Source organism: Psychrobacter aquaticus CMS 56 (assembly GCF_000471625.1).
In the GTDB taxonomy this organism is placed as follows: Bacteria; Pseudomonadota; Gammaproteobacteria; order Pseudomonadales; family Moraxellaceae; genus Psychrobacter; species Psychrobacter aquaticus.
This window is the reverse complement of record NZ_AUSW01000018.1, coordinates 1-21,926: the sequence shown is the minus strand read 5'-3', so window position 1 is coordinate 21,926 and position 21,926 is coordinate 1. Positions and strand designations below refer to the sequence as shown.

Below are 21,926 nucleotides of genomic sequence, written 5' to 3'. Positions count from 1 at the left end.
AGTTTATGAAAAGTGTGGTCAAAGGATCAATCTCTTGGACAGATGCGGCACCGCTATTGGGTGATTACGAAACGCTTAATCATCCTACTGGCTTTTATGAAAAAGAGTTCGATGAAAGGATGCTACAAAAATGGCTGAGTGGACTAGAAAGCAAATTAGTTTAACTTCAGCCCATGAAAAAGGATTAATCGCTAAATAAGCACGAGTTTGACATAAACACTGCATAAAAAAATCCGATTCAAAGTCGGATTTTTTATGTCACTTAAGTACTTACCCCAATACTAAAACTTACCCTAAAGCCCTATCAACCAAAGCATTAGTAAGCTGAACTTGCGTCTCTTGAGATTACTGTAGCTTCTCTTTTAATTGGTCACAAATAGCCATAAGTTCACCAACTTTGGCAACGATTTGGCTTTGCTCCTCTAAGGTTGGTAAAGGAACTGGAACGGATTCGACAGTTTTCTGATTTATTTTTGGCATAGTACCAGAAGTGCCTACCATTCTCTCCCACATAAACCTCCTCGAAGTAGGTGACGATAGAACTATAGATAAGTATTTTGGGTGTATACAGCTATCTGCTTGAATTTTCATCATCAAATCTGGATAGATGAAACCAGGAATATCTTCATGTATCAGTAAATTACTTCCAACGTATTCAGCTGAATTTCCACGCTGTATTAAAATATCATCTTTAGTTAACCATAAATGGGAATCAGCTGCTATTTCTTTATCAAAGCTTTTGCTTTTTTCGAGTAATAAACTTCCTGTTGATGTAGCTCCTAAAGATAAAACTTTTGCTTCGCTAGAATAATCAACCTCTCTTGGTGAATACCCATTTTTCGGTCCAAATGATAACACTTTTTCAAGCGGTACAACTTTGATATCCAAATTGTCTGTAAGTAACCCTTTAATTGCCATATCGAGAATTGCTTTAGCAAGCTCTTCGATGCTTTGTTTAGTAGTAAATAAAATATCGAAATATTCTGCAATTCTCTTCCAGTTTTGCTTCAATTCATCAGAATTAATGCTTTCTGTTAAGGTGGCTAACAGTACCTCTACAAGGGTAGAATGAGCATCGACACTGTCTCCAGTTTGCTGTTCCAATTGATCACATAGCAACATTAAGTTACCAACTTTGGCAACAATACGCTGTTGTTCTTCTTTGGGAGGAATGGCAATTACAAGATGTGAGAATTTCGCCATTGAAATACCACCAATTATCCCTGTCATCGAATCCGAAAACTGGCTAAAAAAAGTTGGAGACAGAAAGTTCATTAGTATAAATTCTGGTTTGAGGTCTTTATGAAATACTTCATTAGCATAAAGCTTATTGCCAAAACATATATCTCTATCTGTTATTCCACATTTTTTACCTGCACTTCCACCCTCAGCACATATTAAAACTGAACCTGCCTTGGCTACTCTGAACTTGGGCTCTTCATAAGGAATAATTATTCCATTGTCATAATTTAAAGTCTCAAAACCATAGCCAACATCTTTTGTACCGACATAAGGCAATCCGTTAGTTACATTGCTATACTTACTTTCTTTAAGTCTGGCATTGATGCTATTGCCATTGAAAATATTTAGTACCTCGTTTAATCTTACCCTCTGCCAGCCTTGGGGCAGTTCGAAGGCTTTTTCATTATTACTAATAAGGGGTAATGGCTTAGTCTTCTTGATTACCTTTTCTTTAATCAACTGAGCCTTCTCAGCCGCTACTTTCTCTAATAAAACAGAGGCAGGCTCATCATCAGTATCTTGTGGAACTAACTTTCCACGTACTGCTAGCTCCAAGATTAGCTCACGCAATTTGGTAATGCCGTATAGCTCATACTTTTTACTGCTACCACGCCCACTAGTCGATTTAGCCAATATAGCGCTGGTCCAAATATCGATATGTTCAATGATTAACTGCTCTGGATGGTCGGCTTCTTGATTAATATCTAAGCTTGTCTGTTCATTCATAGTTATTTGCCCTCTGTCGTATTAGCAGACAGCGCAGCGCCCAGTACATCTTTTAATTGGCTACGTAACGTATCGATACTCTGTTGCTGTTCGGCATAGTCAGCCAGTAGTTTATTAGGGTCATAATCAATGACCTCGCCTTGGTAGGGGTTTGAGATATCGAGGTTATAGTTACGCTTGATGACCTCTTCAATACTGACCTTCCAAGCGTGATTATTTTCGACACGACTGGCAAAGCCTTCAGACTCATCACCCCACCAGTCAATCTCGGTTTGAAACTCTTCAAACTTCATCGGTTTGGTTTTGCTATAGTTTTTGACGCCTTCAGGATAAGGATGCTCATAGAACCAAATATCTTTGGTTGGCTGCCCTTTGGTAAAGAAGAGAATATTGGTCTTAATACCCGTATAAGGGTTAAACACACCGTTTGGTAAGCGCACGATGGTATGTAGATTACATTCTTCAGTCAGCATTTTCTTTAGCTTGGTTTTTACCCCTTCACCAAACAAAGTACCATCAGGCAATACAACAGCGGCACGACCTTTATCTGCCAAGACTTCGATGATTAATTGTAAAAACAAATCTGCCGTTTCGCGTGTTTGGAACTCTGCTGGGAAGTTCTTTTCAATACCATGCTCTTCAGTGCCTCCAAAAGGTGGGTTGGTTACGATGACGTCAACATCACTGTCCCAGCTTGATAGCGGCTTATTAAGGGTATTGTCATGGCGTATCTGTACGGGTACTTCGATACCATGCAGCATCATATTGGTCGTACAGAGCAAATGTGGCAATTGTTTCTTTTCAACACCAAAAATCTGCTGCTGTAGCGCTTGATGATCTTCGGCAGTCTCAACATAGTTGTTTTTGACATGATCAAACGAGCAGGCCAAGAACCCACCTGTACCACAAGCTGGATCCATGACGCGTTCACCCAGCTTTGGATCAATACGGTCAACGATAAAGCGTGTCACCGCACGAGGCGTGTAAAACTCACCTGCATTGCCTGCGCTCTGTAAATCACGCAGCAGTTGCTCATAAATATCACCAAACAGATGACGCTCATCTGAGCGGTTAAAGTCCACTTCATTGAGCTTGTTAATAACTTGACGTAGTAGCTCATCACCAGTGATACCTTCGGGATTAGCTGCCCAATTACGCCAGAGATATTGCTCAGGAATGGATATTTTATAGTTTTCTTGTTCAAACTCAAGCGCTTCTTCTTGAGCATCAAATATTTTAAGGAATAATAACCATGATAATTGGCTTAGACGCTGGGCATCACCATCTACACCGGCATCTTGACGCATGATATCTTGAATAGACTTGATAATAGAACTGATCGACATGTTGTTTCTTTTCTCAATAAACGATAGGAATAAAACAAGCCTCAATAAGAGGCTTAGATATATAGATTGTAGCTAATTTTTTTCTAGACACTTAAGCTTGTTTGGGTGGCGGTGCCCAATAGATTTCGTTTTCAAGATCGCTAATAGCTTGATGGTAATCTTTTTTGCTACCAAACCCTTCTTTGACAATTTCCATCGGGCTACCTAACTGATCAAGTGGCTTCACTTTTAGTACGTTTAGGCTTTCGATTTCTTCTACACCCGCATCAGCATATTTATCAAGTAAAGCATTTAGCACTTTTTGAGCAGTGTCTGAGTACTTGGTGAAGTAATTGCGCTTTCTAACTTCATTTGCACGTTCACGACGGGTCAAAGGTGGCTTATCATACACCACATGGCAAATTAGATCGAAGGGGTCCATGTCCGAACCGATCTCTTCCTGCAATGCTTCCCAAATAATACCAGCATTTGCCAGCTCATCAATGATGGTTTGTTTACGCTCAGTATCATTCCAACGCTTGGTAAATTCATCCAAACTAGCAAACTGTTTGGTGAAGTTTTTGCGAGTATAGTCTTGAAAGGACTCGGTGACCAGCTTGCCATCAGTATCATAATACTGGATACGCTGAGCCATTACTTCTACAGGGACACCTTTTACATGATATTTTTTAGCTCGCTCACTCACACCAATATCATCAGCTGTATTAGACCCTAGGTCAAAGTCTCTATTGTTCTCGCTTGTCGAAGGTAGATCAGCGCCATCAGTAGTATCTAACTCTGCACCAGACTCACCATCTACCAACTCGTCCAGCTCATCGCTTCCTTCATTGATTTGTGATGGTGTCACGGTCATGATACGTTCAGGGATACCATCAAAGCGCTCATCTGCGAATAGCTCAGTCGCTTTTTTGAAATCGAGAATAGTAAACCATAGCTTGCCGTATTTGTCATTGATACGAGTACCACGGCCAATTATCTGCTTAAACTTGGTCATCGATTTGATGTTCTGATCTAACACGATTAGCTTACAGGTTTGAGCATCAACACCTGTTGTCATCAGCTCTGACGTCGTCACTATCACTGGATAAGGCTTTTTAGGATTGATGAAGTTATCGAGCTGCGCTTTGCCCAACTCATCATCGCCCGTGATTTTCATGACATACTTTTCATTCTTTTTGACCTGCTCGGGATTGCAGTTAATCAAAGCACGTCGCATGCGCTCTGCATGATCAATATCATTACAGAACACAATGGTTTTGGCCATTGGGTCAGTACGCTGTAAGTAGCTAGTGATTGTCTGTGCCACCAACTCAGTACGCTCATCAATCACCAAACTACGATCAAAGTCTTTTTGGTTATAGATACGATCGTCAATCAGTTCGCCATGCTTATCTGTCTGTCCTTTGGTTGGACGCCAGCCTTGTAGATCGACATCAATGTCAATTCGAACCACTTTATAGGGCGCTAAAAACCCATCTTCAATACCCTGTTTTAAGGTATAGGTATAAAGAGGATCCCCAAAATAATAAGAGTTAGATACCTCTTCAGTCTCTTTAGGGGTCGCCGTCAAACCGACTTGGGTAGCGCTATGAAAGTATTCCAATATTTCGCGCCAAGCACTGTCTTCAGCAGCGCTGCCTCTATGGCACTCGTCAATGACAATCAGGTCAAAGAAGTCCGGTGCAACCTGTTTAAAGGCTTTTTGATGCTCTTCTGGACCTGTCAATGCTTGATATAAGCCAAGATGAATCTCGAAAGCTGGATCAACCGTACGGCCTTCTATTTTAGTCATCGCAGTACCAAAAGGCTGAAAGTCGTTCACCCGAGTTTGATCGACCAAAATATTACGGTCTGCTAAAAATAAGATACGTTTTTTTTCTCTGGCCTTCCACAGACGCCAGATGATTTGAAACGCAGTATAGGTTTTGCCTGTTCCTGTTGCCATTACGAGCAAGATACGATCCTGTCCACGAGAAATGGCTTCTATGGTCTTATTGATAGCTTGTAGCTGATAATAGCGCGGTGATTTGCCACTGCCGTCATCATGATAATCTTGAGTGATCACAGGCAATTGTGCCTGCGTATATCCTTTCCACTGGCAGTACTTATCCCATAGCTCAGCTGGTGTCGGAAAATCTGCTAATGAAATCTCTGTTTCAAGGGTAGTGGTACTGGTTTTATCATGGAAAATAAAGCCATCACCATTAGATGAAAACACGAACGGTACTTCGAGTAGCCCAGCATAGTCAAGCGCTTGCTGCATCCCTTTACCAATAGAGTGTTTATTCGATTTGGCCTCTATAACAGCAAGCGGTAGATTAGGCTTATGATACAAAACAATATCAGCAGATTTGACTGTCTTACGCACTGCCATTTGACCACGGACAATAACCTTACCATCACGAAGCTTCACCTCTTCGCGAATTTGGGTCATGTCATCCCAGCCTGAGCTTTTAATGGCAGGTAGAATGAACTTACTGATAATATCTGTTTCAGATAATTCTAATTTATTGATACCAGCCATAGCAGTACGTTTCCTATCTAGCTAGCTAGTGTGAGGGATAATTTATACTTTAACATATGGTGTGTATTAATTATCCGTATGGTGATTCCATTTGCCGAAGTAACTTGCAGTACATTTATTCAATTCAGGAGTCTATCTAGACTTCAATATAGTCACGTAATTAATTTAACTCTAAATAAAACGCACCTATACATTTCAAAATGCCTAAAACTTTTCATACTTTTATTTCTCATCCAACTATCATCGATAAAAAATGCCTAAAATATAGCTAATTATGTTCTCATACTAACAAAATCCATATATTCGTTTAGAGAAAATTAATATTTACAAATAATAGTTCACTAAAAATGCTTTATATTATTTTTCTAAAATGTAATTTAATGTATCATATCGTTACTAAAATATTTTTATGGGTTGGTAGCTGTGAAAAATGTCATTTTCTTACAATTTTTTATCTTAGCCTTTATAACAATATCAAGCACAGAGGCTAGTGAAATAAGTCATTTTAAGCAGTTACATGAAGGTCATTACTGTGAAGCAGATACAGAATGTGCTCTGCAACCTATGGCGATATCAGAAGATACATTAAAAGATACTGCTTATAATCAAGTTATTAACTTGAAACTAATCGACTCTACTATGGATGATCGAGGTTTTGCATGGATCATGTGGGACGCTTATGAGCCCAGCAAAGGCATTGCACATTTCTCACAAGAAATAAATAAGACTGACGCTTATCTAGAATATAGAAACCCTCTCGATTACGAAGATACTGTTCCAAATGTCAACGACTGGCTATTTGACGCTTATCTCAATCGCCCAGACAATCCAAGTGCCATAAATAAGTTTGCTGTCTTTAATCGAAATAAGACAGTTGTATTACCGTTATGGAAACAGTACGTTGATAAGCCTGCAGAGCACCTAAAAGGTATGTCTGCAGTTTACAATAAAGTGAACTGTTTTTTTGGTTTTGATAACTGTGAAGAGCGTCGCATCTATCAGATTTCTGGTTATGCGGCGTTTGATGTTGTAGGCAAGCAGAAAGTCAAAGTTGGTAAGGAGTGGCAATACACGATTGAACTTCGATATAAAGGTCTCAGACATTGTTTTAATCGAGAACCAACTGCTGAAGACCAAAACTTAGTGACTACTGAAGACACTCCTCTGAACATTTCTATAAATGCAACAGATCCAGATGACGATGATCTATTATTTAATATCGTAACCTCCACCCAAAATGGAAAAATCGTTCCGAATAATGACGGTACTTTTATATATACTCCTCATGAAAACTTTCACGGTAATGATCAGTTTTTGGTTTCTATCACAGATGGACTTAAAACTATAGAAAATACTATTCACATTGAAGTGACACCTGTTAACGATGCACCTCAAGCAAAACCACAAACCCTACAGATATTAGAAGACACAAACCAAGAAATACTGCTCTATGGTAGTGATGTCGATGGTGATAATTTAAATTTTGATATTCAAAATCAACCGATACACGGCACCCTCGAAATCTCAAATAATAAGATTTTTTATACACCGAACGCTAACTTTGCGGGGAAAGATTCATTTACGTACATTGTAGATGATGGAGAGCTTACAGACACTGCAATTATCACTATCGATGTATTGCCAGTTAATGATGCTCCTATTGCCGAGCCAGGTAGCTATGAGATACTTGAAGACAACATTCTTGAGCTATCTTTGAAAGGTTCTGACATAGATGGCGACACGCTTAAGTTTGGCATCACGCAAACCACACAGAATGGTAAGCTCATTATTTTAGGCAATCGAATTACCTATGTACCTAATCAAAACTTTCATGGTCAAGATCAGTTTGAGTTTATTGTCTCTGACGGGGAGTTAAACGATACAGCGACCATAAATATTACAGTAAAACCTGTTAATGACTCTCCTGAAGCCCTGCCTCAAACGACAACCACTGATGAGGATGTGGCAATAGACATTATCCTTGAAGGCACAGATGTAGACTCTAATGCACTCGACTATTCTATTCAAACCCAGCCTACAAATGGTACCGTTATCCTTGTTAATAATGTGGCGACTTATACACCAAATCTTGACTTTAATGGTGATGATCAGTTTATATTTAAAGTGAGCGACGGGGAGTTGAATGCGACGGCAGTGGTTAAGGTTGTAGTGAGGCCAGTTGATGATGACCCTATCTACGAAGCAATGGACTATAGTAAAACAACCTTTAAAGACACACCTTTAGATATAGATGTTATCGGTGGCAATAGTAGTATTGATCCTGATAAAAACTACGAAATAAAAATTGTTGATAACTCAACGCAAGGTAATGCCAAAGTTATTGATGGTATTATTCAATACATACCAAATGAAGGATATTTAGGTAAAGACCGTTTGACTTATCAGTTAATAAGCTCAGATGGTATATCAAATACAGCAACTATTAATATTGGCGTAGTAGAGGTCAGCAACGAAGGTAGAGAATTCTGGCTGACATTTTTACCTAATTATTCAAAAGCTGATGCGCTAAGCTTGTTTGTTTCATCTCAGACTGATGCTGAGGTAAGTATTGAAATACCACTCTTAAACGTAGAAAAAAAGGTCACAGTATCAGCGAACTCAGTTACAACCGTTGATTTGACAGAATATTATTCTGAATTGAATGTTGCTTCGAAATCTACGTCAAAGTTCGGTATTTACGTTTCATCCGAACAACTGGTTAGTGTTTACGCGTTAAATCAACTGCAGCATACGACAGATGCTGCATCTATTATTCCATTACAATCATTAGGCAGCCAGTATTTACACGCAAGTTATAAGGAGAGCGCTAACAGCAGAGATGAAACACTGTCTGTTGTAGCGACACAAGATGGAACTAAAATTGATATCACTGAACGCTCAGGTGGAATAACTCAAAGTACGCCACCTATTAAGTCAGAATCTAGCATTACCTTAAAGAGAGGTGAGGTTTATTATTTAAGTGGATCGCAGCTTGGTGGTACTTCGATCATATCTAGCGCACCAGTTGCTGTATTCTCTGGCAACATATGTACTTCTATTGCAAATGGTTCAGCTTGTGATCATATATATGAGCAAATTGCTTCTATTGATGTCTGGTCGAAAGATATTGTAACCTCTCCACTAGCTAGCAGGAAAAATGGTGATACTTTCAGAGTTTATGCAAGTACAGATAACACTAAGATTTATATCAATCAAAAATATGTAACCACATTACAAACTGGCGGTATTTATCAAGCTATTTTAACTGGTGGAAATAGAATTCAAGCTAGTCAGCCTATTTGGGTCAATCAGTTCTCAAACAGTAGTGGCTATGATGGTGTTCCTTCTGATCCATTTATGATGGGCCTAGCATCGACTGCTAACTATCTAAAATCCTATACAATTACTACACCATTAAGTGGATTTGGAAAGCACTTTGTTAATATTATCTCTCCAACCGATAGCATCAGTTCTTTCACTCTAGATGGTGCGCCACTGACCAATGAATGGCAACCAATAGAAGGTACGCAATACCAATATACTCAAGTTGCTGTAGTAGCAGGAATTCATACTATCACTGCTAATCAACCATTTGGTTTGTCATCCTATGGTTTCGGTTCTTACGACTCTTACGGTTATAACGGGGGGTTCAATTTTGCTAATAAGATCCCTGAAGCAGATTTTGTTCTACAAACTGATGAAGATATACAACTTCCAATCGTTAATTTACCTACAGATGCCAAAATTACAAAAATGCCAATGAAAGGCAGTTTAGATAATACGAAGTCTGGTGTCATTTATACTCCAAATGCCAACTTTTATGGTATTGATGAAATTATTTATGAATATGTTAATACATCAGGCAAACAAGCTATTGGTGTAATACTGATCGATATTTTACCTGTTGATGATGCTCCTACTAAAGAAACAATAGCTACCACGACTAAAGAAGATACGGCTATTAACTTAGTTTTCAATAACCTTGATCTAGATGATGAGAAATTGAGCTTCACTATCAGTGATAAAGGTAAAGCAAAATCGCTGACATTCCTAAAATCTGAGAATGGCAAAGAAACATTCAAATATGTTCCTGCTGACAATTACTTCGGGAATGACAAAGTTATCTTTGAGATAAGAGATGGTCAAAGCACAGCTCAAGCTATTGCTGATATTACGATAACTCCAGTAAATGATGCTCCGACTGTCACACCATTTACCGTCAAAACATTAGGCGATGCTATTAACTTCGATATCTCGCAAGATGCTGATAGCAATGCGCGAGGCAATGATATTGAGGACGGCAGCAACCTGACCTATCATCTAGGTAGCGTTCAAAACGGTGCTGCTACTCAAAACGGAAATACGGTCACATTCATACCACAAGCGGGTTTTGACGGTATTGCAAAGGTATATTATTACGCTAAAGATACTGAAGGATTAAATGGCAGTGCCCAAGCCATATCTATTAATGTTGAGCGAATCAATGATACACCAATGGCTAAACCGCTAAGCTATACAATTAATGAGGATACTATCGCTAATGTTAAGTTTGTAGCGACTGATGAAGAGCTAGCATCTTTAACCTACAGCATAGTGCGTCAACCAAGTCATGGCATTTTAGAAGGTGACGGCGAAAACTGGGTTTACCAACCTCACCCGAACTATCATGGTACGGATACCTTCGTATATGGTGCTAGTGATGGGAATAGTATTGGTACAGCAGAGGTTACCGTAGTCGTCAAATCTGTGAACGATGCTCCAACAACCGAAAACCAAACCTTTACTATTGATGAAGATACACCTATTTCTATCACGCTCAAAGGCGAAGATGCCGATGGTGATGAACTGGTATATCAAATGACCAATTTAGGCAGTAAAGGCGTCCTAACTGGCTCGTTACCACAATTTATCTATACGCCAAAAGCAGATATCGTAGGTACAGACCGTTTAAGCTATCGCATCTTTGATGGCACAACCTATGCTTACGGTACGATTAATATCACCATCAATCCTATCAATGATGCTCCTGTACCAAGAGATGTTTCACAAACCGTATCTGAAGATGGTACAACGACTTTCTATCTTTCTGCCTCAGATCCTGAAGGCAATGCTATCAGCTACGCACTTAAGACCCAGCCTAAACATGGCATTGCTGAAATGATTAGCAATAATCGGGTTCGTTATACGCCTAAGGCAAACTACTTTGGTGAAGATAACTTTGAATTTACTGCCAGTGATGGTGAACTGGATGGTACAGGTCGCATTACCATGACGGTATCTCCCACGGCAGACCGCCCTGTAGCATCAGAAAGCACCGAGATTGTCGCTAAAAACCGCACCTCGACACTTGCTCTAATGGCGGACGACGTAGATGGTGATACTTTGACTTATACTATTGTCACCGCACCCACGCACGGTACAATTAACGAGAATGGGGCATTGCCAAGCTATACGCCAGAGCCAGACTTTGAAGGTAAAGACAGCTTTGTCTTTAGAGTATCTGACGGCACTTATACTGATGATGCTACCGTGAGTTTGACGGTCACTACACTGCCAAGTAAACCACCCGTATGGCAATCAGTTGCACCTACTGAGGTTGAAGCCACTCAAACTTACGCATATACCTTACTTGCATACGACCCTGATAGTACTGCTATTACTTATGCCTTAGATGGTGATATACCTGAAGGCATGACTCTAATAGGTAATGCTTTAACTTGGACACCTACTATTAATCAAGTGGGCAGTCATGAAGTAAGGCTGATTGCCAACGATGCAGAAAGTTCTAACACAGTTCAAATCATTACTATCGAAGTGCTGGAAATCAGCGTTGCCCCTGATATTACATCTCAACCAATTATGCAAACCTACGCAGGTAAAGTGTATCGTCATGAAGTGGTAGCAACCGATGCCAATACCGCAGATGTCTTGACCTATCGCTTAAGCAATGCTCCAAAAGGCATGACCATTGATGCTAAAATGGGTGAAATTATCTGGCAGGCCCCACCTGAAGGAGTTTATAAAGACATCAAGATCGAAGTAAGCGATGGTCGTTGGATGGCTTCTCAGACGTATACCTTAACCGTACTCAAAGCCGTACCACTCAAAGTAACGCTAGATGCTCCTGACGCCATCGATGTAGATACTGAATTCACCGTGACAGTGAACCTCGCAGGTGGTGGTAGTGATGCCGTGATTGAACTTACTAACGATAATGCCCTTATTACGGTCGATGCTTTTGGCAAAGCCACGCTCAAATCGAACACGCTTGGACAGCATATCTTGCGGGTTAAAGTCACAGATGGTAACGAGGTCAGCATGGCGACGCACTACTACATCGTCAAAGATGCATCAGATACCACTGCTCCGACCATCACATTTACTGATACCGCTGATCCGCTCTTTATCACTAAACCTACCGACATTATCGGTAGTATCAGCGATGATACAGCCGTGGTTTGGGAAGTGGTGTTGTATGACAGCTATGACGCCCTCACAGGCACAGGCAGTATCGTTTGGCAAAACAGCGGCACAGGATCAGTCAATGGTGAGATTGCTACTATTAACCCAACCTTAATGGTTAATGGGGCATACACGCTCATTACAAAAGTCACCGATGCTGGAGGTAATACCACCCAAAATGCCAAAAACATTGTTATCGATGGCAATATGAAACTGGGTGAACTGGCATTTACGCTGCAGGATGCTCAGATCACTATGCCAAGTCTTGATGTTAGCGTAGAGAGAAGCTATGACAGCCGAACCGCTTATAAATCAGGCGATTTTGGACATGGTTGGAACTTAGGTTTACAAACCATTAAGATGCGTGAATCTAGACCCATGCATACAGGATGGCAAGCCTACCTCAAAAGACAGCTTATCCCGAATGTAGGTACTATTTGTCTTAAACCTATTAACCAAATGAAAGAGCCTGTAATTACGGTTACGCTTCCTAATGGAGATGTAGAAACTTTCAAACCACAAATTGGTTGTAATCAAGGTATTTACTATGATGATCAAGATCTTATTGCGGGTGGAAACAGCTTTAGCTTAAGTTTTGAGGCGACAGGCGATACTCAAAGCAAATTTGAAGTAGTTGATCATAGTAGTCTCTCTTACGGGGACGGACGCTGGACAACTGGTGATCGTATCATTGATGAAAACGGTAACTATGACTACCCATATCTCATTCCTAAGCGCTTTAAACTCACTACTTTAGATGGGATGCAGTATGAGTTCAGTCGCAGTCAGTTTGGAGGAGTAATTCGTTTAGACAAACTGACAGATCCTGCTGGACATACCTTAACAATCAGCGAAACAGGTATCACCCATAGTCTAGGCCCACAAGCACGCTTTATCCGAGATGCCAGTAACCGCATAACCCGAGTCACCCTACCCGATAACCGCTATTGGCAATATATGTATGACAGCCGTGGCGACCTCGTTAAAGTCACTGACCCTGCGAATGTGCAGAACTTATATGTCTATGATGACAATCATCGTCTGCTCGAAATCACCGATAAAAACGGTGTATTGCTGACAGGCTATGAGTACGATGACACAGGACGATTGGTTGCCATGCTGGATGCCAAAGGCAATCGCATCGCTATTGAGCATCAGCTTGACAGTAATAGTCAGATTATCACCGATGCCCGTGGTTTCAAAACCACCTACACCTATGACGACTACGGCAATGTGACTAAAGAGGCAGATGCTCTTGGCAATATAATCACCCGCGCCTATGATACAAACTACAATAAACTTAGCGAAACAGACGCAAACGGCAACACCACCATCTGGACGTATGACGACAAGCATAATAAGCTTTCTGAAACTAATGCCTTAGGACAAACTGCTACCTATGTTTATGATAGCCGTGGGCAACTGCTGAGTGAGACAGATCACACAGGACAAGTGACGTCTGTTAACACCTATGACAGCAGTGGGCAGCTTTCTAGCCTCAAAGACGTGGTAGGCAATACTACCGCTATGGGTTATGACGTCACAGGGCTAACCAGCATCACCGATGCGATGGGCAACACCACGGCCTACACTTATACGGGTGATGATCTCACTCAAGTCACCGACCCTGTTGGCACAAGCCGAAGCTACACTTATGACGCCAACAACCGCAAAATTCGTGAGGTGGTCAACTATACCCGTTATGACAGTAACAAGGTCAACTACACCAACAGTTGGAGTTATGACACAAAAGGAAGAGTAGTCAATGAAACCATCGCAGGTCTCACCACCTACAAAACCTATGGCGACAGTGACGAAGTGCTGACGAGTCGTACAGGAAATGACACCACAACCTATGTCTATGACGCAAATAAACAGCTCACCCAAACGATCTACCCTGATGGCAGTAGTCAGTTTAGTACCTATGATGCAGCTGGTAACGTCGTTACCGAAAAAGATGCCATGGGCAATATCACCACGCATGACTACGACGCATTGAACCGTAAGTTTAAAACTACTCTCCCTAATGGCGGTGTCATCACCACCCGTTATGACGGCGTGGGCAATGTCATCAGTGAAACGGATGCCAGTGGAAACACGAGCACCCATGAATATGATGCTCTAGGTCGTAAAATCGTCATGACTGATAGCATGGGTAACATCCATCGTTACATCTATAACGAATTAGGCAGGCTATCTCAAGAGACCGACAAACTCGGACGCACTACTCAATACATCTACAACGTACTAGGACAACGTACTAACGTCATCTATGCTGATGGCAGCAGTACCCAAACCAGCTATGATGTACTGGGTCGCAAACTAACCGAAACTAATGAGCTGGGGCAAACCACCCAATATAGTTACGACGTCTCAGGAAGGCTCATCGCTGTCACCGATGCCATGGGCAACATCACCGCCTATACCTACGACAGTCTTGGCAACAAAACCAGCCAAACCGACGCACTCGGACGAGTGACCAAATGGACGTATGACACCTACAGCAGACAATACCAGCACATCTTGCCAGATGGGTCTTACAGCATCAAAGGCTATGATGGCAAAGGACGCACCACATATGTGGACGACTTCAACCGCAAACGTCAGGCTTACTTATATGACGTCCAAGATCGTATTGTCCAAACCAGCTATAGCGACGGCAGCAGTGATATCATTGACTATAACGCTCTAGGGCAACGTATCAAAACCACTCGTAGTGAAGCAGGTTCTGTCCAAACAACTCGTTATGTCTATGACAACATGGGTAACCTTACCCAAGAGACCAAACCCAGTGGTGAGGTATTAAATTACGCTTACAACAATAGTGGTAACAAAACCGTTATGACTTTGGTGAGTAATGGTAATAGTACAAGCACCCAATACGGTTATGACAGTCTAAACCGTTTAATCAGTACGACAGACAGTACAGGTATTACTACCTACCGATACAACGCCGTCGGCAATAAGATTGGTGAAACCAAACCCAATGCAATTGCTACGCAGTATCGCTTTAATGCTAAAAACCAACTCACCAGTATGGAGCACAGTAAAGACAATCAAGTCATTGCTCGCTATGCCTATATGCTTGACCCGATGGGCAAACGCACCAAGCTCACAGAAGAGACGTTGAGCGACACCCCAACCACCACCACTAGCGTTTGGCAATACGATGATCTAAATCGTCTTATCAGCGAAACCGTTAATGGTCAAATCACTACTCATGACTATGATGCTGTCAGCAATCGCATCAAACAAACCAAAGAGGGACAAGTCACCACCTACCGTTATGATAACAATGACCGTCTGACACAAGAAACAGGAGCAAGAACCGCCAGCTATACCTATGACAAACAAGGCAACACCCTAGCGCAAAACGTCAATGGGCAAATGACCAGCTACAGCTATAACGTCAGAAATGAGTTAGTCCAGACTGATGATGTCAACTTTGGTTATGACATTGACGGCATCAGAAACAGCAAAGCCAAAAACGGCGTAACCGTCGACTATATCACCGATAAAAACCGTGACTATGCTCAAGTCATCTTAGAAAAACAAAACAATACCCCCGTGGCTAGCTACAGCTACGGTGACGACTTAATCAGTCAGAATGTGAATGGGACGACGAGTTACTTTGGTTATGATGGACTTGGCTCAACTAAGTTCTTGACCAATCAGGCTGGTCAAATTACCGATAGCTATCAATACGACGCTTATGGTGAGATTACTGATAAAACAGGCAATACGGATAATATCTATCTGTACACAGGAGAGCAGTTCGATCGTTCGTTGAACCAATACTATTTGCGTGCCAGATACTATAATCAGGGCGTGGGACGATTTACGCAGATGGACTCATGGCAGGGTAAAGCCAGTAATCCGACCACATTAAATAAATATTTGTATGCGAATGGCGCGCCTATTTTATATACGGATCCAAGCGGGCATTTTGGATTGGCCAGTTTCAGTGTCGGTTCTAGAGTTCAAGGTGTTTTATCCAGCATCGCTTTGCCAAGTTATGCTGCTGTAGGTAGTAGAATACTGAGCACATTAATTAGACCAATTGTGATCAGTGCAAATGCAAGAGCAGTTGCACCACCTGTCCTTGCAAGTTTAGCCCATGCTGTTATATATAATATGTGTATAAATAACGAAAGCTGCAAGCCACCAGTACCAATATTATTTTATGGTGCAAATCATGGTGAATTGACACAACATATTGCTGATGCTTAACTTGGTCAATCAGAAGGTATGCTGGGTAACATTGCCCCTATGTTGTTGACTCGTAATAAATTAGGAGGTTACGGCCGTGGTTGGTTAAGAAGCACACCTGAATGCAATCAAGCATCTAGGAAATTAAATGGTATAGGTAAAGACTGTGATGAATATCCTTTTAACTCCTCTATAGAGGGAGGACCTACCAATTACAATGCTAATGGAGTTTCATTAAAGTTCATTAATAGCGGACAAAACCGATCAGGTGGAAGCTTGTTAGGAGGCATGTATCGGTCAGATGGACTGAGTGCAGGAGAAAAATATCTCGTTTTCTCTCATAAAATATTCCCTAAGAGCTTTTACTTAACCCGTAAAGGTAAGGTTAAAACGACTCTAGGTCCAGACCCAGACGGACCTTACTAAATTAAAAGGAGTAAAATATTATGTCTATAAAACTAACATCAATTGATTCAGGCTATATAGGTAATATTGGCGCATGGAAAAATTTCTTTCATCACTACATAAACTCTCCTTATATTGAAAATTATTTGAAAACTAACTTTAAGTCTGATGATCCTGATTTCGATTTAAGTTTAATTAAGACGAAGATAGAAAAAATTATGGAAGAGGATTCGGTGTCTAACGAGGAGATTGATGCACTTGAAAAAAGACTAAAAACTCACTTGCCGCGATCATATAAAGACTTTTTGCGAGCAAATGGCGTCCAGTTTTATAATGTCATTTATTTTTTATCAGTTACTTTTATAAAAATGTTGAGTATAGATGAAGTTAACTATTTTACAAAAAAGGATAAAAATCATAAAAATTATATGAAAGAGTTTATAGAGTATCTTAACTATGCAGAAGAAAAATATATAGTAGAAAATTATTATTCTTATAATGATTATTCAACCTCTATCAATCTATATAATGGAATGAATAACCCAAAATTGAAGCCATCAAATTTAGCATTAGGAGAGTTAAGCTTTGGGTTTATTTGTGATAAAAAGGATGCTTATAGAAAAGCTATCACTTTAGACAGCTCCGAAGTACCTTCTGCAATTCTAATACCTGATGAGCTTACAGCTGATGGCGAGATGGAAGCTTGGATGTTGGAGGACTCAGATATTTATCGCTTTCGTTCATTTGCAGAGTTTTTTATCAATAATCTCTTTTTCGAACATGATATGCCAATGTATTCATTTATTGGAAAACAATCAACTGAAATAGAAAGCTTATTGAGCCAATCTAAAAAAACTGCTTCCGAGTACTTATCTTTACATGGCGTCGATAATATCTTGGACTTTAACGTACTTAAAGCAACAGCTATAGTTGGTTCTTTATAGATAAAATATAGTCGATTCACTTTATCCAAACAGCTCGCTACGCCTATGACAACATGGGTAACCTTGTGGTTTGATCATTATCGTCAGGCTGCGTAATTAAAATCTCCCAAGTTTAGTTGTACGGATTTGACGGCAGGGGTCATTTAATTACAATAGTAATATTTTTGAGATCTACATAAGGCTGGGATTGGTTCAATAGTAACTGTGCCAAATAACTTGTTACCTGCATTTAATCTAGAAATGAATAAAAATGGAGGATTTAAATATAGAGGAACTTATGAGAGAAACCAATAAACATATTTCATATACAAATTTGACGAAGAAAAACCCTGACTTTCAAGTTGATTATGTTTTGAAGATCGATAAAGAGATTGAGGACATAATTCCTTATCAAGGTATGAGATGTGATTTCAGATATAAAAATGAAAATATTTCATATATGATTTATCCAGAAATTTTGGACAAAAATGGCCAGATTATAAACAGTAGAGATGAAGAGATGAATTCAGAAGGTAAAGCTTTTATGTGGATTTTCGGCGATAAAGATCTTCATAAAAATAAATTACTTTTAGGTACAGAAGGTTACTGGGTTGTAGGTTCATATACTTTAGCTGAAGTAGTCATTACTCATGTATTCTTTTAATAAAGATGAGTTAAATCCCTACAACGATAGCGGGAATTATTCGCTATCGTGATATAGTCGAATCCAAGTAAAAAAGATACACCATGATAAATGCGCTCGCTCAAAAGGTATTTTTCTTGCATGCTGTGCCTATACCGACAGAGGTTTCAAAAAACACCTTTCAATCTTGCTGTATCGTTTTTATATCGAATTGAGTATAACTTTATCAGTCAAGTTCTTGACCAATCAGGCTGGTCAAATTACCGACAGCTATCAATACGACGCTTATGGTGAGATTACTAATAAAACAGGCAATACGGATAATATCTATCTGTACACAGGTGAGCAGTTTGATAGAAGTCTGAATCAATACTATTTGCGTGCCAGATACTATAATCAGGGCGTGGGACGATTTACGCAGATGGACTCATGGCATGGTAAAGTTAGTGATCCGACCACATTAAATAAATATTTGTATGCGAATGGCGCGCCTATTTTATATACGGATCCAAGCGGACACTTTGGATTGGCTAGCTTTGGCTCCAGCTTTTCAGTAATGTCTACATTGAATTCTATTGCGATTCCGAGTTCTGCAGCTTTTCTAGCGAAAGCAAGTGTTGGATTACTAACTGCTGGAGTTATTACCCACACAGCAATTGATAGTGATAGTACTATTGCTAGAATATTACGTTCAGGAATTGCTCAACAGGCACTGAAAATTGAACGTGGTATACAAAAAGAAAGGATTAAGCGACGCGCTAACGGTAAACCTATTAAGTTTTACTACTCATCTAGGCTTAGAATTATAAGTATTTCTAGCAAAGGAGGAACATTGGCGACTCCAAAGTACTCTGGTCATTTAGGTAATGGCGTACCAAAACCGCCTGGTTTCTATGGAACAGATATACAACCTTGGGATAAAACTTATACTCAAGAGAGTTTGTCAGCTTTATTTTACGGTGGAGATAAAAAAAGGGATGTGAGCTGGTTCTTAGCTTTTGATGGTACAACGTGTATTCCTGTTTATAGCACTCCGCACGAATGCTATATTCCAAGTGCGCTAGGTATGAATGTACCCGTTCAAACAATTACAATAGGTCCTAATCATATGGAGCCTTATTGATGCGTTGTAGTGTTACAAATATGAGAATGCCTATAGAGCGTTGGGTAGATATAACAGTGTATGAATTTATAACTAAATTTTCGACGTTTGCAGATGATATTTACTTTGGATATTTCCCTCCTCTAGATTTGCTCAATCATTATACAAATCTTGGTGAGCAAAATGAGGGTATGGGCAATAATGCAGTATGGTATCCATTCTCTTTAACTCAATCTGGCTATGACGAACTTATCGACAATATTAATAGAAATAAAGAAAAACCATTGTTATTATTTGATAATACACCAATTCTTTCATTAGAAAGTTGGAGGCATATAATGATACAGCAACATAGGAATAATGATTTTTTCGGCCAGAAAAACTATCGAAATCCTATAAAATTTTATCATCCTAGAGAAGCATATGGCGAATTTACAAATTTCTCAAATCACGGCATATTAATGGATAACTTGTGGTGGAAAACCATTGAGCACTATTATCAAGCTCAAAAATTTACTGACAAGGACTATCAAGAGAAAATAATGGAGGCAGATACACCGAAGATAGCTTCAGTATTAGGTCGTAATAAAAAGCGAAAAATAAAAGAGGATTGGGATGACATTAAGGATGAGGTGATGTATGAGGCAGTGCTTCAGAAGTTTACTACACACAAAGAACTAAGAGATTTACTTCTGTCCACAGGAGATAAGGACATTATAGAGAACTCCCCAACTGATTACTATTGGGGTTGCGGAATCGATGGATGGGGAAAAAATATGTTAGGTAAGATATTAGAGCAAGTAAGAGATGAATTAAGATCAGCTGACTCAAATTAACTAACCTGATGGCCCTATTTTTTAAAGCGCGTTTCAAGCACTGATATGATTAAATGCTTTATAAAATATAAGCGTTTAAATAAATTTAAATAATTATATAAAGAAAATTTATGAAAAATACCAATGTCTATATCGGAAACAAAGACTGTTGGAAGTGCTTTTTTGAAAAATTACAGGCGTTCGCACAGCAAAGTGAAAGCTATAAAGACTCACTTCCTGAATATAAAGAAAGAGATGCTATAAAAATAGCAGAAGTGCGTCATATAAAAATAAATAATGACGCCAATGCAGACCTGCCTCAATCGCTCTTAGACTTTTTTAAATCTAACAGTGTGGGAGACTATTTATCTCTAGACTTAACTGTAGATGATACTGACGAAGTGCTCATAACTACAAATAGTGTTGATAAAAGAATGTTAGATGTTATATTTGATGAAGATGACGAAGAAGAGAATGAGGATGAAGACTTTGAGAAACCAGGAAAAAACCAGTTTTTTTATAAATATGACTGTGATTATGACAATGGGCGGAGTCTCTTAAATTTTGCAGATATCAATAATACTGACCTCATGGCATTCAAGAATGACGTTCACTCTATTAGATTAAATTATGAAGATCATGAGATAATTCTACTGCCTAAATACAGCTCGGATGTTGTTGAACAAGAAATATGGCTATTAGATAGCAGTGGCGATTTTTACAGATTTAGAAGCTTTGCAGAACTTATCATATGGAAAAGCATAAGTTCAGTAATGTATTTCACAGGAAGCAACTACGATATAACTATTGATGACTTAAAGAGATTTGGTGCTGATAATATTTTAGATCTTGATCTGCTCCAAATGTGACCATAGCTCACTTGGGTAATTGTTCACAAACTAAAGGTCCTGAACTGGTCTTTTATTAAGAAAAGTTGATGTATGTCTTTTACCATCCTTTGAATTTTTCAAAATTGAAGGAACACACTGGAAAAAAATAATGAATATCAGCACGATAGAGAGATCATTATTAAGTATTTTTCAGTATATGACATACATTACTCGCAATTTTCTGAAGAAGAGTATTTTAATTACCTTACATTAGATTCATTTTCGTCTTTACCTGCTCCGAGTACTAAAACATTGCTAAATGCCTACGTCATCGCAGATGGTAATTTTGGTTATAATGGCAGTATTTGCTGGCTTTGTGATGATGTTGTTTTTTCGGACAAGGAATGTGAAGTGGCTTTCTTTAATTATGACGAAGGTGTACTCAGGTATCCTTCATTCGCAGAATTGTTTATTAGATACTGCTTTCCTTATTTTATAAATATAGAAGATGTAGATTATTATTTAAGCGCATACTTAGATAAATTTAAATATGGTAAAACACTATTTGAGAAAAATTAATGATTGAACCGCCCCGACTATATCGGAGGTTGATTTACTTGAGTCAGGCAGCGATGCCTGACAGGGTTAAATTATCATAATAACGTCTTTCAAAATCAAAAGGTGACACATAACCAATTG

10 protein-coding genes are annotated in these 21,926 nt (G+C 39.5%); 7 read left to right on the top strand and 3 right to left on the bottom strand.

What is annotated here, in order from left to right; genetic code table 11:
- Positions 1-345 precede the first annotated feature (345 nt).
- From M917_RS05905 to hsdR, 3 genes are all read right to left on the bottom strand, one after another.
- On the bottom strand, positions 346-1,968 hold the full coding sequence (locus M917_RS05905; protein WP_021813876.1) for a restriction endonuclease subunit S: 1,623 nt from the start codon (positions 1,966-1,968) through the stop codon (positions 346-348).
- Between the two features lie 2 nt (positions 1,969-1,970).
- On the bottom strand, positions 1,971-3,314 hold the full coding sequence (locus M917_RS05900) for an N-6 DNA methylase (RefSeq protein ID WP_021813875.1): 1,344 nt from the start codon (positions 3,312-3,314) through the stop codon (positions 1,971-1,973).
- Between the two features lie 91 nt (positions 3,315-3,405).
- Positions 3,406-5,829 carry an EcoAI/FtnUII family type I restriction enzme subunit R gene (gene hsdR / locus M917_RS05895; RefSeq protein WP_200861742.1) on the bottom strand — a complete coding sequence of 808 codons (2,424 nt, stop codon included), beginning with the start codon at positions 5,827-5,829 and terminating at the stop codon, positions 3,406-3,408.
- A 573-nt stretch (positions 5,830-6,402) separates the two neighbouring features.
- On the opposite strand from hsdR, the gene M917_RS14105 reads away from it, so the two are divergent.
- The 7 genes from M917_RS14105 to M917_RS05860 all read left to right on the top strand — a co-directional run bounded on the left by M917_RS14105 (position 6,403) and on the right by M917_RS05860 (position 21,266).
- Positions 6,403-16,530, top strand: coding sequence for a tandem-95 repeat protein (locus tag M917_RS14105; RefSeq protein WP_021813873.1), 10,128 nt, complete (start codon positions 6,403-6,405; stop codon positions 16,528-16,530).
- A gap of 39 nt (positions 16,531-16,569) precedes the next feature.
- Complete coding sequence (locus M917_RS05885) at positions 16,570-16,935, top strand: NucA/NucB deoxyribonuclease domain-containing protein (protein WP_161626693.1); 366 nt, start codon at positions 16,570-16,572, stop codon at positions 16,933-16,935.
- A 20-nt stretch (positions 16,936-16,955) separates the two neighbouring features.
- Positions 16,956-17,858 (top strand): SMI1/KNR4 family protein, encoded by a 903-nt coding sequence (locus M917_RS05880; protein ID WP_021813872.1) that lies wholly within the window; start codon positions 16,956-16,958, stop codon positions 17,856-17,858.
- Positions 17,859-18,108: 250 nt separating this feature from the next.
- A complete protein-coding gene (locus M917_RS05875; protein ID WP_040642117.1) occupies positions 18,109-18,501 on the top strand; it encodes a hypothetical protein in 393 nt (130 codons plus the stop codon).
- A 217-nt stretch (positions 18,502-18,718) separates the two neighbouring features.
- Positions 18,719-19,603, top strand: coding sequence for an RHS repeat-associated core domain-containing protein (locus M917_RS05870; RefSeq protein WP_200861741.1), 885 nt, complete (start codon positions 18,719-18,721; stop codon positions 19,601-19,603).
- A complete protein-coding gene (locus M917_RS14505; protein ID WP_021813869.1) occupies positions 19,603-20,418 on the top strand; it encodes an NADAR family protein in 816 nt (271 codons plus the stop codon). The genes M917_RS05870 and M917_RS14505 overlap by 1 nt, the downstream gene beginning before the upstream one ends.
- 110 nt (positions 20,419-20,528) lie before the next feature.
- The gene (locus M917_RS05860) at positions 20,529-21,266 is read left to right on the top strand and encodes a hypothetical protein (protein WP_021813868.1); all 738 of its coding nucleotides are present in this window, start codon (positions 20,529-20,531) and stop codon (positions 21,264-21,266) included.
- Positions 21,267-21,926 lie beyond the last annotated feature (660 nt).

What these genes read in the sequence shown, in the direction of transcription:
- M917_RS05900 (WP_021813875.1), bottom strand. Translation starts at nt 3,314, where the DNA reads ATGTCGATCAGTTCTATTATCAAGTCTATTCAAGATATCATGCGTCAA.
- M917_RS05885 (WP_161626693.1), top strand. Translation starts at nt 16,570, where the DNA reads ATGTTGTTGACTCGTAATAAATTAGGAGGTTACGGCCGTGGTTGGTTA.
- M917_RS05905 (WP_021813876.1), bottom strand. Translation starts at nt 1,968, where the DNA reads ATGAATGAACAGACAAGCTTAGATATTAATCAAGAAGCCGACCATCCA.
- M917_RS05880 (WP_021813872.1), top strand. Translation starts at nt 16,956, where the DNA reads ATGTCTATAAAACTAACATCAATTGATTCAGGCTATATAGGTAATATT.
- M917_RS05860 (WP_021813868.1), top strand. Translation starts at nt 20,529, where the DNA reads ATGAAAAATACCAATGTCTATATCGGAAACAAAGACTGTTGGAAGTGC.
- M917_RS14505 (WP_021813869.1), top strand. Translation starts at nt 19,603, where the DNA reads ATGCGTTGTAGTGTTACAAATATGAGAATGCCTATAGAGCGTTGGGTA.
- M917_RS05875 (WP_040642117.1), top strand. Translation starts at nt 18,109, where the DNA reads ATGGAGGATTTAAATATAGAGGAACTTATGAGAGAAACCAATAAACAT.
- M917_RS14105 (WP_021813873.1), top strand. Translation starts at nt 6,403, where the DNA reads ATGGCGATATCAGAAGATACATTAAAAGATACTGCTTATAATCAAGTT.